The organism is Streptomyces sp. NBC_00459 (assembly GCF_036013955.1).
Taxonomy (GTDB): domain Bacteria; phylum Actinomycetota; class Actinomycetes; order Streptomycetales; family Streptomycetaceae; genus Streptomyces.
Window position 1 is genome coordinate 9635096 of record NZ_CP107903.1, and the last position, 12288, is coordinate 9647383.

The window sequence follows — 12288 nt, forward strand, 5'->3', positions numbered from 1 at the left end:
GGCGGCTTGCGGACCTGGCTCGGCAACGACCCCGGCCGCCTTCGGCATCCGACTCGGGCGTCTGCATCTTTGGCGCGGCCCGGTTGCTGTCCAAGACCTCGACCACCACCGCCCCATCGGACACCCGCAGCCGCGCCGCGACCTGTGGCAGCAACTCGCGCATGGTCGGTCCGCACGTGTGATCCGGTCGCCGGGCTCTGCTGCCGGTTTCGGATGGTCACGACAGGCCCCGAGGCTCAGGCCAGTCCCAGAAGTGATTCGGCGTTGCCGGCCAGGATGCCCTGGGTGTCCTCCGCGTCGAGACCGGCCCGTTCGATGTAGGCGACGGTGTCGAGGTAGTGCTCGCCGCCCTGGTACGGGAAGTCGCTGCCGAGGACGAGCCGGTCCGCGCCGACCGCCTGGACCGCGGCCCGGAGCGCCGTCTGGGAACTGTGGGCGACGGTGTCGTACCACATCAGGCGCGCCGCCCGGCTTGGCGGAAGGGGGGCCTCGGGTGCCTCGAAGTGGGCAAGGTTGTCCCACCGCTCCAGCAGCATGGGCAACGCGCCGCCGAAGTGGGAGTTGAGGATGCGTACACGGGGGTAGCGCGTCACGAACCCACGGGTGATGAGCTGGGCCGCTACGACGGTGTCCTCCACGGGCGCTCCGACCATCCAGGTGAGGTGGTGGTCGTTGATCTGCGGGGAGGCGACGCCGTCACCGGAGGGGTGGAGGTACATCACGGAACCGCGGCGGTCGAGTTCCTGCCACACCGGTGCGAAGGCCGGGTCGGTCAGCGCCCGGCCCGCGGCCGAGGTGGTCAGGGCAACGCCCACCACCCCCGGCGCGTCGAGGACGCGGGCGAGTTCGGCCAAGGCCACGTCGACGTGCGGCAGAGGAAGCACGACGAAGGCCAGGAAGTGGTCGGGGTGGCGGTCCACCAGGTCGACGTACCGGTCGTTGATCATGCGTGCGGCTGCGGCGGCCTGAACCGGATCCGGCAGTGCGCCCGTCAGCGGTGAGGCCGAGATCACCTGCCGGTCCACACCGGCCCGTTCCATCAGGGAGAAGCGGGCCTCGAGTTCCTTGTCGGTGTCGTCGGCCCCGAGCCCGCGCTGGCCGCCGGTGGTCGTGACGCCCGAGTCGGCCAGGAAGTCCAGGTAGTCGCTGGGGTAGACGTGAGCGTGCGTGTCGATGCGCATCAAGGGGTTCGTCAATCGTCGAAGGGAAGGGAAGGGAAGGGAGAGGGAGAAGGGAGCGGATTCCGGATTCGCCGTGGTGCAGGGGACCTCGGACGGTCTCGGCCGCGGTCAGTGCCTTCACGTCTCCGATCAATTCCGGCGTTGACCCTGAGTACCGGGCTGGGTCCCGCGGATTCGTCATTCACTGGACGCGCCGACCGGGTGGGACCGGAGAAGGAGCGGTGAAAACGGCCAGGCGAAATGGATGGGCCGAGCTACTTGTCGACCAGGGACATGTGGTGCTCGTTGTAGCGGTTTCCCTGTACCCCGATGCGGCCGGCGAGTCCGTTGAGGTCGGCGAGGTCGTCGGCGGAGAGGGGCAGTCGGGTGGCGCCGATGTTCTCCTCGATGCGTGCGGTGCGCCGGGTTCCGGGGATCGGAACGACCGACGGATGCTGTGCGAGCAGCCAGGCGAGCGCGACCTGGCCCGGTGTGGCGTCCTTGGCCTGCGCGAGCAGGTTGACGTGGTCGACGAGCGCTTGGTTCGCTGCCCGGTTCTCGGCTGTGAACCGTGGGATGTTCGTGCGGACGTCGTCGGCGGTGAATGGCGTCGTGGCGTCCACCGTCCCGGTCAGGAACCCCTTGCCGAGCGGGCTGAAGGGTACGAATCCGATGCCGAGTTCCGAGCAGGTCGGCAGAACCTCATGTTCGGGGTCCCGGGTCCACAGCGAGTACTCGCTCTGTACTGCCGTCACCGGGTGGACCGCGTGGGCGCGGCGGATGGTCTGCGCACTGGCCTCGGAAAGCCCGAAACAGCGCACCTTGCCTTCCTGCACGAGCTCCCCCACGGCTCCGGCGACGTCTTCGATCGGCACGTCCGGATCGACGCGGTGCTGGTAGAAAAGGTCGAGCGTTTCGACCCTGAGCCGTTTGAGGGAGGCCGTGGCGACGGCTCGGATCTGCTCGGGCCGGCTGTTGAGTCCGGCGGGGGCGCCGTTCTCGATGCGGAATCCGAACTTGGTGGCGATCACTGCCTGGTCTCGCACCGGGGCGAGGGCTTCTCCCAGGAGCTCTTCGTTGACGTAGGGGCCGTACACCTCCGCGGTGTCGAAGAACGTGACTCCACGGTCCACGGCGTCACGCAGTACGGCGATCATGTCGGTGCGATCGCCGGGATTGGGGCCGTAGCTCTGGGACATTCCCATGACGCCGAGACCGATGGCGGAGACATGCAGGTCGCGTCCGAGTGTTCGGGTGTGCATTCTTCCTCCTCGTTGCTGTCAATGCTGGTGGGTGGGCTTCAGGCAATAGGCAGCCCGCCGCCGCATCCGGTGCCGTCGCGAGTCGCTTTTCCTTCGCGTGATCGTGCCGAGGGTCGGCGTACTGCGGTTCACCGCGTTGTCCGCGGAAACAGGCGTTGGGCGTTCGCCGTAGTGAGCGAACGCCATGTCGTGTCCTGCGCCGGTGGTGCGGCCGCGTCGATCGCCGCGATGTGGGCGCCGGCCAGCGGCGCAGGCGTCCAGCAGTAGTCGCTGCCGAAGAGCACGCGGTCAGGGTCGACGAGCTTCAGCAACGCGGGGACCTGGCGCGGGAAGGCAGTGCCCGCCATGTCGTAGTACAGACCGCGGAGTTGCTGCACCGCGTCGGGGCTGGGCGCCTGCTGCTCAGGCAGGAACAGGCTCATGAACTCGTTGATGCGGTCGGCCAGGACGGGAATCGCGCCGCCGCAGTGCGGGACGATCACCCGCATGTTCGGGTGACGCGTCAGGACGCCCGCCATCACCAGGTCAGTGACGGTGCGGGCCGTGTCGAAGATGTACTCGACCATCGGACGCGGTCTGCCGAGAGCGGACCGTTCCCAGCACACCGGTGAGGTGGGGTGCAGGAAGACCACGGCGCGGCGGCGGTCGAGTTCCGCGAAGACCGCGTCCAGGCGCTGGTCACCCAGGTAGACGCCGTGCGTGTGTGTCATCAATGCCACGCCGTCGGCGCCGAGTTCGTCGAAGACATATGCGATCTCCTCCAGCGCGCCGTCCACATCCGGGAGGGGGAGGGAGGCGAAGTTGCCGAAGCGGCCCGGGTGGTCCCGGGTCAGTTCGGCGGTGTACTCGTTGACGCGCCGGGCCAGGAGGCGGGCCGCTTTGTCGTCGCCGAAGTGCACGCCGGGGGAGGACATGGACAGCATCGCGGACTCGATGCCGTGGCGGTCCATCAGGTCTAGGTGGGCTTGCACGGACCAGGACGGCCAGCCGCCCATGCCGTCGGGGTGGGCGTGGCCGGCCGCCGTCGCCTGTTGGACGTAGAAGTCGGGAAGGAGGTGGGCGTGAACGTCGATGAGGCCGTACGACATGGCAGCGGGATCCTTTCTCGTGGGCTGCTTGGGCGGACGCCCGGTGCACTCGGCCTACTCCACCTGCTCGCCGCCGGCCAACCGGACCTCTTCGTTGTCGAGGGCGGCCTGGAGCCGGCGGAGCACGGTGTCGTCGATGTGCCGTTCGTCGCGCAGGCGGACGACGGTCGCACGTTTGTTGGCGATCAGGGCGAGGCGCAGGTCGGTGTAGTGGCGGTTGTGGAGCAGAGCGGGATCGTCGTCGGTACCGGCGCCCTTGGCCCGTACGGTCGCCAGATTGGCCTCGTACTCCTGGCGCAGCCACTCCACGACCTTCGGGGTGGTGCCCCGTTCGGCAGCTAGTTGCGGCAGCGCCTTGATGGCTTCCTCGGCTGCGGTGGTCTCGGCCAGGATCTGTTCCTCGTCGACGGACGTGTCGGGAGGCAGCCGGGCCCAGCGCACCACGCCCGGAAGCAGCAGTCCCTGCACCACGAGGGTCACGACAATGACGCCGGAGGTGACGAAGACGATGAAGGCGCGGTCGGGGAAAGGCTCGCCCGAGTCGAGTGTCGCCGGTACGGAGAGCGCCACCGCGAGCGACACCGCGCCCCGGAAGCCCGCCAGTCCGCTGACGACACGGGCCCGGTGACTGATTCTCAGTTCCCGCTGCTGGGGACGCCGGTCGATCGCGCGGATCAGGTAGGCGGAGGAGAACAGGAACGCGAAGCGGACCGCGACCAGAACCACACTGACCGCTCCGACCGCGATCAGCGCATCCCTGAGGTCGGATCGGCTCAGGTGGCGCAGCGCGTACTGCAGTTCCACGCCGACCAGGACGAACAGTGCGCCGTTGATGATGAAGGTGAGCAGTGGCCAGAAGGCCAGTGCCTGGCGGCGGTGCTCGGCGCGGATGAGGCTCGGAGCCACCTGGGCCATGATCAGCCCGCTGACGACGACCGCGAGGACGCCGGAGGCATGGATCATCTCGGCCAGCAGATACGCCGTGAACGGCGCCAGGATCATGACGAGGTTGCCGAGCAGGGGATCGTCCAGTCGGCGCCGCAGGTTCATGTTGATCCAGGCGACCGCCACGCCGACCGCGGCCCCGCCGCCGTAGGCCAGGAGGAACAGCGCGCCGACGTGCGGAAGGGTGAGGTGTTCCTCGCCGACGGTGATCCCGACCGCCAGGCCGAAGATGACCAGCGCGGTTCCGTCGTTGACGAGGCTTTCGGCACGTAGCACGGTGACCTGGCGGCGAGGCAGAGAGCGGGCCAGGACGCCCACGGCTGTGGCGTCGGTGGGAGCCACGGCCGCGCCGAGCGCCCAGGCCGGTCCCCACGGGAGTCCGAGCGCGTGTCCGGCAACCGCCACGGCGCCCGCGGTCAGGATCACCAGGACCGTGCTGAGCAGGACGATCCCGCGCAGGTTCGTACGGATCTCCCGCATGGACGTGGTCAGGCTCTCCCAGTACAGCAACACGGGGAGGAAGAGCAACAGTACGACTTCGGGCGGGAGTTGGGTCTGGCGGACGGCGGGGACGAGACCGAGGATTGTGCCCACGACGAGGAGCGCGACGGGTGGTGCGACGCGGAAGCGCCGGCCCAGGACGTTGCCCACCAGCACGGCCGCACCCAGGACGACGACGAGTTCGAGACCGAGCATGGCGCTTACTCCTGCGAGGGACTGGGTGTCGGTGGTGGCTCAGCGCCTTCCACCAGGATCGTCTTGGTCATCTGGGTACCAGCCGCAGCGTCGTCGAGCGTGCCGCCACCATGGGATCGACGTACGCGCCACCGCAACGGCCGTACTTGGTGCGATACGCGGTGTCGACACGGTCGTTGACCTCGGAGTCCGGGACCTCGGCGAAGGCGACGTCCTTGTCGACCCCGCCGGAGCGGATGTGCCCCTGATGGTTCGCGCGGGCCGTGCGCCACCAGCCTCCGTTCGCGCCTCGGAAGGAGCGGACGTACAGGTCCTCACCGTCGCGGACGACCCAGATCGGCACCGGCTCCCGCAGGGTGCCGTCACGGCGGAGCGGTGCCATCTCCAACTCGTCCGCTCCGGCGATGCGGTTGAGCTCGTCGCTGTTCCATGTCGGCATCGGTGGTTCTCGCAACTCTCTTGATCGCGGCATGCGGAAGGTGACTCGTCAGCCCCGGCAGGCCGTCGTGCGACCGGGACGGGAGTGGGAACGGGCGCCGACGTGGTGGAGGGCCAGATGGCCTGCGGTCAGGCGGGAGCGGTGGGAGTGGTGGCGAGTGGGTCACCGAGGTGGGTACGGGTGATTCCGAGTGAGTCCTCGAAGACGCGGTAGTCGGTGATCAGGCCGTCCGTGACGGTGAATCGCAGGATCATCTCGCTTTCGAGCACCTCTCCCGAGGGATGGAACCGGGAGGAAAACCGGCCCGGTGCCAGGACCCGTCCGTCGGCCTCCACCATGGTGCCCAACCCGAAGGTGAGTGGCTCGACGGCGGCGAAGAACTCGGTGAGGGACTGCTGGATCTCCTCCGGCCCGGTGCGAGTTCCGGCCCAGGGAGTCAGAGCCGGATCGCCAGGAATCGTCCAGGTCGCGTCGGGCGCGAAGTGGGAGAGGATGCGCTTCATGTCGCGTGTGCCGAAGGCCTCGAAGTACGCCTCGACGGTGGCGATCGCCTCGCTGGTCATGGCTGTCGGTCCGTTCTGTTCGGTGGCTGCGGCGACGGTCGAACGGCCGCTGCTGCGCGGTGGTGCCGGCGGTGGTGGGCGTGGCTGATCCGGCGCCCACCACCGCCGGGCTTCAGGTCAGGGGCGCAGCAGCGTCTTGATGGCGCGGCGTTCGTCCATGGCCTTGTACCCCTCCGCGGCCTTGTCGAGGGGCAGCGTGAGGTCGAAGACCTTGCCCGGGCTGATACGGCCGCCGAAGACGCGGTCGATGAGGTCGGGAAGGTAGGCGCGCACAGGGGCCGGGCCACCGCGCAGACCGACGTGGGAGAAGAAGAGCTCCTGGCCCTCGATCTGCGAGCCGTGCGGGAAGCCGACGAAACCGACGTTACCGCCGGGGCGGGTGGACTGCAGGGCCTGGCGCAGCGACTCCTGGGTGCCGACGCATTCGAGGACCGAGTCGGCGCCGATGCCGTTCGTCAGTTCCTTCACGCGAGCCACGCCTTCTTCGCCGCGCTCGGTGACGATGTCGGTGGCGCCGAACTCCAGAGCGAGCTTCTGCCGGGACTCGTGGCGGCTCATGGCGATGATGCGCTCGGCGCCCAGTTCCTTCGCGGCGATGACGCCGGACAGGCCCACCGCACCGTCACCGACGACCACGGCGGTCGAACCGGGCCTGACCTCGGCAGCCTTGGCGGCGTACCACCCGGTGCCCATGACGTCGGACAGAGCCAGCAGGTCCGGGATCAGCTCCTCGGCCGGCTCTTCCGGGGTGGTGACCAGGGTGCCGTCGGCGAGAGGAATGCGGACGTACTGGGCCTGGGCGCCGTTCACCCACTGCGCGTGCAGGCAGGAGGTCTGGTAGCCGAACTGGCAGACCGGGCAGGTGTTGTCGGAGGCGACGAAGGAGCCGATGACGAACTGGCCGGGCCTGACGGTCGACACGTCGCTGCCGACTTCCTCGACGATGCCGACGTATTCGTGGCCGATCGGCTGAGGCCCGGTGACCGGCAGAACGCCCCGGTAGCTCCACAGGTCGGAGCCGCACACGCAGGCGGCGACGGTGCGGATGACCGCGTCCGTCGGTGCCGTGATCTTCGGATCAGGAACGTTCTCCACCCGGATGTCACCGGGCGCGTGAATGATGGTTGCTCGCATGGTGCCTTCCCAGCGCTTGTCGGGTCTGTCGGGTCTGTCGTGGTGTCAGGGGCGGGTACGGGTGCTCACGCGCCGGCCGTTACAGTCGTCGTCCGAGACGTGTTCGAGCCAGGTGGCGTCGTCCGTCTCCCACAGGGCGAGATGGACCAAGAACTGGTCGGGCGCGGCACCGTGCCGGTGCTCCTGGCCCGGGGGCGTGTGGATGACGTCGCCGGGATGAGCCTCGGCGATGGCGCCGCCACGGGACTGCACCAAGGCGATGCCCTCGACGATGTAGTGGGTCCGAGGTGTCGTCCCTCTGGTGTGGTGCTGCCGCCGGTCCGTGCGGCGGCGGTGTGTGGGGGAGAGCCCGCGATGTGGGGTGCGTGCGGAGGGGCATCAGCCGGACTGGTCCGACTTCTCCACGATCTCCTTGAGCTGGGTCATCGCGGTCATGGCGTTGGGCCATCCGGTGTAGAAGGCCAGATGGGTGATGGCCTCGACCAGCTCGTCCTTGGTCACGCCGTTCTCCAGCGCCTTGCCGAGGTGGAAGCCGAGCTGGTCGGTTCGGTACAGGGCGGCGAGAGCAGTGACAGTGACGAGGCTGCGGTCGCGCGGGGACAGACCCGGCCGCTCCCAGATGTCACCGAACAGGACAGTGTCGGTCACCTCCGCGAGCTTGGGGGCGAACTCCTGGATCGCCGGCGGCGCGAACTTCTTCCGTTCGGACATGGGGTGGTGCTCCTAGCGTGTGTGGGGGGAATCAGGCTGCCCGGCCTTCGACCGGGGGGCGGGACGGGTGCTCACCGAAGAACGAGGTGAGCTTGGCGAGGGCGGGGGAGACGTATTCGTCCTTGTCGTGCAGGTCGAAATGGGAGGCGCCGTCGATCCAGAACAACTTCTTCGGCTCCCCGGCCCGTTCGACGGCCGTTCGGCTGAAGTGGAACGTGGCGGACTCGCTGCCCGCGATCATCGGCAGCGGGCGCGGAGCGAGGCTCTCGATGCCGGCGAAGGAGTCGTAACGGCCGATCTGGTCGACACTGCGCAGAACCCACGCGTTCTCGGTCCGCAGGTTCGTACCGCGTGCGGTGCGGCAGTGCTCGTGCCTCTGCCGGAGATGGCCCTGCGTCGTCTCGTCGGCTTCACCGCGCACGATGTGTTCGACGGGGCTGGGCCCACCGAGAGCCTCGTCCGTACGCGGGAGTCCGGCGCGGTCGTCGGGCGTGTGCAGGTGACCGGCCGGCGTCAGGCCGTTGCTGACGAAGGTGACATCCGTTCGCACTGTTTCACTCGCCTCCTCCGCCTGCAGCATGGAAATACGGAATATCGGTGACGTACGGAAAGTAATTCCGTCCCGGGGGTTGGCCGTCCCGGTTGATCGGGTGGATGCTCCTTGTAGGCCGATTCTGATCGGCGAACACGCCATCGACCCTGCCACTTTCGAGGGAATCCGCAAAGGGGAGAATTCCACCCTGGGCATCACTTATCCAGGGGAGAGATTCTTACCCCCCTCGGGCAGACCGAGCGCTGCGACACTGGCTGTCATGACCAGCGACGCGCATCTGAACGAGCTGGGAGAATTCCTCAAGGTGCGGAGGGCGGAGTTGACCCCGCGCACCGTCGGTCTGCCCGACACCGGTGGCCGGCGTGTGCCTGGCCTGCGCAGGGAGGAGGTCGCCCTGCTCGCCGCAATCAGCACCGACTACTACACAAGGCTGGAACAGGGCCGTATCCAGCCGTCCGCGTCAGTGCTGGCGGCGCTCGCCCATGTCCTGCGTCTGGATGATCACCAGCGTGACCACCTGTTCGAGCTGGCAGGCCGGCAACGGGCGGGACACCGTCGCCCGGCCGTCCAGAAGGTTCACCCGCAGTTGTGCCGTCTGCTCGACGATCTCACCGTGAGTCCTGGCGTGGTGATCGGCCGCAGTATGGACATCCTGGCGTGGAATCCGCTTGCCGCCGCCCTGGTGACCGATTTCGCGAAGGTGCCGGAAGGCAAGCGGAACTGCGTCCGTATCCTCTTCACCGATCCGTCCATGCGGACGCTGTACCCGGACTGGCGGGCCGTCGCCCGTGGCTGTGTGTCTCATCTGCGCATGACGGCCGCCAAATACCCGGACGATCCGCGGCTGACCAGCCTGGTCGGCGAACTCTCCGTGCAGGACAGGGATTTCGGGCAGTGGTGGGGAAGCCGTCACGTGCCGTCTCGCAGGCTGGGCATGAAGAGGTTCAACCACCCCGTCGTCGGCGAACTCGTCCTCGACTGGGACACCTTCACCTGCGGCAGCGATCCCGACCAGGAACTCGTCGTCTGGACGGCGGAGCCTGGCACGCCGTCGTACGACGGGCTGCGTGACCTCGCCTCGTGGGCCTCCGGTCGGCGCGGCGGCCCCGCCGACCGGTCCGGTCGACCGGTGTGAAGGACTGGTCCGGCGTCGTGCACTCGGGAGGAAAAGGTGAATTACCGAACCCTGGGAGAAAACTCTCCCCCTCAGTTTTCGGATGAACGCTGCGACACTGACGGCTATGGACAGCGAAGCGCATTTGCCTGAACTGGGAGAATTCCTCAAGGAGCGCCGAGCCCAACTCAGCCCGCGGACCGTGGGCCTGCCCGACTCCGGGGCACCTCGGCGTGTGCCGGGGCTGCGCCGTGAGGAGGTCGCCCGACTCTTGGGAATCAGTCCGTACTCCTACGCGCGGTTGGAGCAGGGGCGTGCCCCCGTGCCGAGGTCGGTGCTCAACGGTCTGGTCCGTGTCCTGCACCTCGATGACGACCAGCGTGACCATCTGATCGAGCTGGCCGCGGGTGGCGAGTATGAACCGCGCCGCCGACCGGCGCAGAAGGTCCACCCGCAGCTGAGGCGCATCCTGGACGAGCTGACGGCGACTCCCGCGCTCGTCCTGGGCCGGAACCTGGACATCCTCGCCTGGAACCCCCTGGCCGCCGCTCTGCTCACCGACTTCGACCGGATCCCCGAGAAGAAGCGGAACTACGCCCGGCTGCTATTCACCGACCCCGCCTTCCGGGAGCTCTACCGCGACTGGCGGACGAACGCCCGGACCTGCGTCGCCCACCTGCGCCTGGAGGCCGCCAGGTGCCCTGGCGACCCCGGTTTGGCCGCACTTGTCGGTGAGCTCTCGGTGGCCGACACCGACTTCAGGCAGTGGTGGGCCGGCCGTCAGATGACCGGACTGCGGATGGGCACCAAGAGGCTGCGACACCCGCTCGTCGGCGACCTCACCCTCGACTGGGACAGCCTGACCTGCACAACCGCCCCCGCACAGAAGCTGGTGATCTCGACCGCCGAGCCCGGGACCCCGTCCCATGACGGGCTCCTCTTCCTCGCGTCGTGGACTGCGGATCCGGATCAGTCGGCACGGGACGCGGCAGCCTGATCGTGACGGGGGCAGCCGGCTTGCGCCGTCGTGGCGGCCGGGGGTGCCGAGGACGAGATGAGGGCGGGCTGAGACCGGAACACCGCAGTCACTCATGGGTATCGGTCCCACGACAGCGCAGGTGTGGTCGGTCACGTCCTCCTGCTGGCTGTTCCGGGCGGCCGTGCACCTGTGGGATCCTGACGGGATGACCTCGCTGGACCGTGCCTGGGGCCTGGCCGAGGGCACGCTGGCAGGAGCGGCGTTCGAAGGCGAGCTTCTCCAGGCAGCCGTCACGGGGCGTCTGAGCGACGAACAATGGCGGCGCCAGATCGCCCAGGTCCTGGCCTCGGTCTGTGGATCAGTTGAGCGGGCCGGGGGGCTCGTCGAGGCATGGAGCCGACTCACCGGCCGAGTCGACCCTGACGTTGTGGATTTGCTCGCCGCGCTCCGCACGAAGGTGCCGGTGGTCCTGGTCTCCAACGCGACCACGCGGCTGGAGGCATATCTTGCGGGGATCGGACTGGACGAGGCATTCGACGCGGTGATCAACACCGCCAGGATCGGAGTGGCCAAGCCAGACCAACGCGTCTTCGACATAGCCGCCGGGCGGGTCGGAGCCGATCTCAAGCGCTGCCTGTTCGTAGACGACACCGTCGGCCATGTCACCGCAGCCCAGGCGGCCGGCGCAACCGGCGTGCACTACCAGGACATCGAGCAACTACGGACCGCGGTTGCACTGCTGCTGGATTGACATGCCTCGCGAAGACGCTGGCCCTCGGATGTTGCTGAAACGCCGACACTTCTGCGCGCAGGTCCCGTCCAGCGTTCCCGGAACTGACCTTCAGATGTCGCACCCGACACAATCAGCCACCACCGGCTCACCTCGTAGAAGTGAGCGGTGCGTTGCGTTCCCGCGTGAGAGCTGGCGGCAGATCTGGTCCAACAACCCGCAGGAACGCCTGAACAAGGAGACCCGTCGCCGCACCGACGTCGTCGGGATCTTCCCCGACCGCACCGCCTTGATCCGGCTGGTCGGCGCGGTCCTGGCCGAGCAGAACGACGAACGGACCGAAGCCCGCCGCTACATGGGCATCGAACTCCTCGGCAAGGCCCGCCTCCACCCGATCGAGTCAGAAACCGACGAGACGGCCCTGCCCACCGAACTCACCGCATAGCCTCAAAACGAGATCACCGAGTGGCCGTCAGTACACCACTCCAGCGGACGTGACCCGACCGTGTCAGCATCACCTCGAAACGCGAGGACAGCCAGAAGTAATTGAGTACCCACTGAGGCCGCCCCGAGGCAGAATGATCACCATGACGACTTGAAGAGCGTCGGCAGGACGCGCGGCCTGGCGCAAGATGGGGATCGGCTGGTCCGTCTTCGACGATGAACGCTGGATCTGCATTGCGTGCCGGGAACCAGTCAGTTCCTACCAGTACCGCTTTCATCCGCCCGAGTCCTCAAGTTTCGAGCGCTGCGTCGGGCTGGCATGGTGCTCTGGATGCCGGATCTACTCGGGCAACATGGTTCGCGTTCCTCGCGAGCGGGTCCTGGTCGACGCCCTTGCGTCGCTTCCTCCCGGCGATCGTGACCGGCTGCTCCGCAAGGAGGCCGCGTTGATCGACCATCTCGATCGCCGA

General features: G+C 68.0%; 12 protein-coding genes and 2 pseudogenes. 4 read left to right on the top strand and 10 right to left on the bottom strand.

Features of this window, described 5'->3' with window-relative positions; all coding sequences use genetic code 11:
* Window positions 1–236: 236 nt before the first annotated feature.
* From OHN74_RS42175 to OHN74_RS42220, 10 genes and pseudogenes are all read right to left on the bottom strand, one after another.
* Window positions 237–1181: an amidohydrolase family protein gene (locus tag OHN74_RS42175; protein ID WP_327699845.1), complete on the bottom strand. Its 945-nt coding sequence runs from the start codon at window positions 1179–1181 to the stop codon at window positions 237–239.
* A 254-nt stretch (window positions 1182–1435) separates the two neighbouring features.
* Complete coding sequence (locus tag OHN74_RS42180; RefSeq protein WP_327699846.1) at window positions 1436–2422, bottom strand: aldo/keto reductase; 987 nt, start codon at window positions 2420–2422, stop codon at window positions 1436–1438.
* Window positions 2423–2550: 128 nt separating this feature from the next.
* Window positions 2551–3510, bottom strand: coding sequence for an amidohydrolase family protein (locus OHN74_RS42185; protein ID WP_327699847.1), 960 nt, complete (start codon window positions 3508–3510; stop codon window positions 2551–2553).
* 54 nt (window positions 3511–3564) lie between these two features.
* A complete protein-coding gene (locus OHN74_RS42190; RefSeq protein ID WP_327699848.1) occupies window positions 3565–5151 on the bottom strand; it encodes a Na+/H+ antiporter in 1587 nt (528 codons plus the stop codon).
* Between the two features lie 67 nt (window positions 5152–5218).
* Window positions 5219–5590, bottom strand: a complete 372-nt coding sequence (locus tag OHN74_RS42195; protein ID WP_327699849.1) for a DUF2255 family protein — start codon at window positions 5588–5590, stop codon at window positions 5219–5221.
* A gap of 128 nt (window positions 5591–5718) precedes the next feature.
* Window positions 5719–6153 (bottom strand): nuclear transport factor 2 family protein, encoded by a 435-nt coding sequence (locus OHN74_RS42200; RefSeq protein ID WP_327699850.1) that lies wholly within the window; start codon window positions 6151–6153, stop codon window positions 5719–5721.
* 117 nt (window positions 6154–6270) lie between these two features.
* Window positions 6271–7287: a zinc-dependent alcohol dehydrogenase family protein gene (locus OHN74_RS42205; RefSeq protein ID WP_327699851.1), complete on the bottom strand. Its 1017-nt coding sequence runs from the start codon at window positions 7285–7287 to the stop codon at window positions 6271–6273.
* A 45-nt stretch (window positions 7288–7332) separates the two neighbouring features.
* Window positions 7333–7575, bottom strand: a pseudogene (locus OHN74_RS42210) (cupin domain-containing protein); the annotation flags it as partial.
* 90 nt (window positions 7576–7665) lie between these two features.
* Window positions 7666–7998: a carboxymuconolactone decarboxylase family protein gene (locus OHN74_RS42215; protein ID WP_327699852.1), complete on the bottom strand. Its 333-nt coding sequence runs from the start codon at window positions 7996–7998 to the stop codon at window positions 7666–7668.
* A 31-nt stretch (window positions 7999–8029) separates the two neighbouring features.
* Window positions 8030–8578 carry an alpha/beta hydrolase gene (locus OHN74_RS42220; RefSeq protein WP_327699853.1) on the bottom strand — a complete coding sequence of 183 codons (549 nt, stop codon included), beginning with the start codon at window positions 8576–8578 and terminating at the stop codon, window positions 8030–8032.
* A gap of 232 nt (window positions 8579–8810) precedes the next feature.
* Between OHN74_RS42220 and OHN74_RS42225 the strand changes: the two genes are divergently transcribed.
* The 4 genes and pseudogenes from OHN74_RS42225 to OHN74_RS42240 all read left to right on the top strand — a co-directional run.
* Window positions 8811–9686 carry a helix-turn-helix domain-containing protein gene (locus OHN74_RS42225; protein ID WP_327699854.1) on the top strand — a complete coding sequence of 292 codons (876 nt, stop codon included), beginning with the start codon at window positions 8811–8813 and terminating at the stop codon, window positions 9684–9686.
* 106 nt (window positions 9687–9792) lie between these two features.
* A complete protein-coding gene (locus OHN74_RS42230; RefSeq protein ID WP_327699855.1) occupies window positions 9793–10662 on the top strand; it encodes a helix-turn-helix transcriptional regulator in 870 nt (289 codons plus the stop codon).
* A gap of 187 nt (window positions 10663–10849) precedes the next feature.
* Entirely contained in the window at window positions 10850–11395 is a 546-nt protein-coding gene (locus tag OHN74_RS42235) for an HAD family hydrolase (RefSeq protein ID WP_327699856.1), read from the top strand.
* Between the two features lie 154 nt (window positions 11396–11549).
* Window positions 11550–11819, top strand: a pseudogene (locus tag OHN74_RS42240) (transposase); the annotation flags it as partial.
* Window positions 11820–12288 lie beyond the last annotated feature (469 nt).

What these genes read in the sequence shown, in the direction of transcription:
- OHN74_RS42190 (WP_327699848.1), bottom strand. Translation starts at nt 5,151, where the DNA reads ATGCTCGGTCTCGAACTCGTCGTCGTCCTGGGTGCGGCCGTGCTGGTG.
- OHN74_RS42180 (WP_327699846.1), bottom strand. Translation starts at nt 2,422, where the DNA reads ATGCACACCCGAACACTCGGACGCGACCTGCATGTCTCCGCCATCGGT.
- OHN74_RS42200 (WP_327699850.1), bottom strand. Translation starts at nt 6,153, where the DNA reads ATGACCAGCGAGGCGATCGCCACCGTCGAGGCGTACTTCGAGGCCTTC.
- OHN74_RS42175 (WP_327699845.1), bottom strand. Translation starts at nt 1,181, where the DNA reads ATGCGCATCGACACGCACGCTCACGTCTACCCCAGCGACTACCTGGAC.
- OHN74_RS42185 (WP_327699847.1), bottom strand. Translation starts at nt 3,510, where the DNA reads ATGTCGTACGGCCTCATCGACGTTCACGCCCACCTCCTTCCCGACTTC.
- OHN74_RS42195 (WP_327699849.1), bottom strand. Translation starts at nt 5,590, where the DNA reads ATGCCGACATGGAACAGCGACGAGCTCAACCGCATCGCCGGAGCGGAC.
- OHN74_RS42220 (WP_327699853.1), bottom strand. Translation starts at nt 8,578, where the DNA reads ATGCTGCAGGCGGAGGAGGCGAGTGAAACAGTGCGAACGGATGTCACC.
- OHN74_RS42235 (WP_327699856.1), top strand. Translation starts at nt 10,850, where the DNA reads ATGACCTCGCTGGACCGTGCCTGGGGCCTGGCCGAGGGCACGCTGGCA.
- OHN74_RS42215 (WP_327699852.1), bottom strand. Translation starts at nt 7,998, where the DNA reads ATGTCCGAACGGAAGAAGTTCGCGCCGCCGGCGATCCAGGAGTTCGCC.
- OHN74_RS42205 (WP_327699851.1), bottom strand. Translation starts at nt 7,287, where the DNA reads ATGCGAGCAACCATCATTCACGCGCCCGGTGACATCCGGGTGGAGAAC.
- OHN74_RS42230 (WP_327699855.1), top strand. Translation starts at nt 9,793, where the DNA reads ATGGACAGCGAAGCGCATTTGCCTGAACTGGGAGAATTCCTCAAGGAG.
- OHN74_RS42225 (WP_327699854.1), top strand. Translation starts at nt 8,811, where the DNA reads ATGACCAGCGACGCGCATCTGAACGAGCTGGGAGAATTCCTCAAGGTG.